General features: G+C 40.8%; 2 protein-coding genes. One reads left to right on the forward strand and one right to left on the reverse strand.

Annotation, left to right across the window (positions count from 1 at the left end):
- A partial coding sequence (locus tag L654_RS0108895) for an NADH:flavin oxidoreductase/NADH oxidase (RefSeq protein ID WP_024607826.1) occupies positions 1-865 on the reverse strand: 865 nt, incomplete at its 3' end.
- A 477-nt stretch (positions 866-1,342) separates the two neighbouring features.
- Between L654_RS0108895 and L654_RS0108900 the strand changes: the two genes are divergently transcribed.
- Positions 1,343-2,011: TonB-dependent receptor plug domain-containing protein (locus tag L654_RS0108900; protein WP_024607827.1), on the forward strand; the 669-nt coding region annotated here is incomplete at its 3' end.

Consider the following 2,011-nt stretch of genomic DNA (forward strand, 5'->3'; position numbering starts at 1 on the left):
TGGCTGTTGCAAACGGTACCTGAAAATTAGGTTTTACTGGTATTTGTTGCTCAGGACTTAAACCCGCAGTACTTACATGAATAAAGTCACAGCCGAGTTCATCAAGCGCTTTACTAAGCACTATCGATTGATCTAAATCCCAGCCGCCTTCAACCCAATCAGTTGCCGAAATACGTACACCCACTGCTTTTTCACTAGGAAATACCGCTCTTACCGCTTTAAACACATCAAGCAATAAGCGCATTCTGTTTTCTAGGCTGCCACCGTAGTTGTCATCGCGCTTGTTTGAAAGTGGCGACAAAAACTGGTGTAACAGGTAGCCGTGCGCACCATGTAGCTCGATTAAATCAAGGCCGAGTTCATCAGCGCGTTTAGCTGCACTGACAAAGTCTTTAATTAATGAGTCTATGTCGTCTTGGCTCATTGCTTTTGGCACAGGGCTGTTAGCGTCGTATGCTATTGCAGAAGGAGCGAGCGTTTGCCAGCCATTAACATCATCAGGTGCAATAGCGCCTATATCTTCCCACGGCTTACCTGTAGAAGCTTTACGCCCAGCATGCGCCAACTGAATACCAATAGGCATAGGGCTATATTGTCTTACTGCTTTTAGGCTTTTGCCCAGAGCTTGCTGGGTTTCGTTATTCCAAAGCCCTAAATCGCCGTAGCTAATACGCCCTTCTGGGTTTACTGCTGTTGCTTCTAAAATTAGCAATCCTGCACCACTTAAACTCAATTGGCCCAAATGAATAGTGTGCCAATCGCTAGCAGCGCCATTGTTTGCTGAGTACTGGCACATTGGTGCAATAATAATACGGTTATCTAACGTTACTTGCCCAAGTGATAAAGGCGAAAATAGTTGGCTCATTGTTAATCCTTAAAAACACGCACAAAAAAGTGCGGACAAAACAAAAAAGAGTATACGAAGCGGCAATCAAACACGCTCACTCAATAACTTACACAGTTACTTATAAATACGACTACCACTCTTAATGGGGATAAAAACACACTTTAATAGTGCTGATAAAAGCATAACTAATGACATTATAAACTATCAATTTTAATGTAATAATTTGTTTAACGAGCACGTCATAACACCATCTTTAAAAAATGAATGACTATTTACCTTTAAACAAGGGTGTGATTTTTAACCTAACTGTACCTAATAGCACTAAGCTATTGCTTATATTGCCTATTAACTAAATAAAAACCCCACATACAAACCATATTTATTCTATAAAAGTGAATTAAAATTCAATTTAGATATTCCAAGCTACTTCACTCCCTGATAAACTGCTTAACTTAATTTACTAATGTAAAACATTTGAACTGGGGATCACTTTTTATGTTTAAACCAAGCTTGTTAACCTTGGCTATTTCGAGCGCTGTTTCTAGCGTATTTTTATTGCCTAATGCCGCACTTGCTCAAGAAGAAGTTGCAGCTAAAAACAAATCACTCGAAGTAATCGAAGTTACAGCAACAAGGCGCAGCGGCTCTGTGCAAAATGCACCGCTAAATATTACAGCCCTTGATGCAGATATAATGAAAGATCAAAATATCAATGAGCTTGCGGATGTAGCACGCTGGGTACCTGGTTTAACAATTACCGATCAAGGTGGCCGCTCTGGCTCGCCTATTATTGTTCGTGGTTTAAATACAAACTCTTCTGGTCCATCGTCAGATGGCGGCACGGTATCTACTTATATAAACGAAATTCCAGTTTCGGTAGATATGCGCCTAGTAGATATTGAGCGTGTTGAAGTATTAATTGGGCCACAAGGCACGCTTTATGGTGCAGGCACATTGGGCGGTGCAATTCGCTACATGCTTAAACAGCCTGAGCTTGATTTTACATCGCTTGAAGTTTACGGCGACCTGTTTCAAACAAAAGAAAGTGACTCTTTAGGTGGCGAAGGCGGTTTTATATTTAACCTTCCTATTATCGAAGATAAATTAGCAGTTCGCGCCAGCTTAAATGTATATGAAGACCCTGGTTTTATCGATTACGGCTAC

This window comes from Pseudoalteromonas sp. TAB23 (genome assembly GCF_000498075.1).
Lineage (GTDB): Bacteria > Pseudomonadota > Gammaproteobacteria > Enterobacterales > Alteromonadaceae > Pseudoalteromonas > Pseudoalteromonas arctica.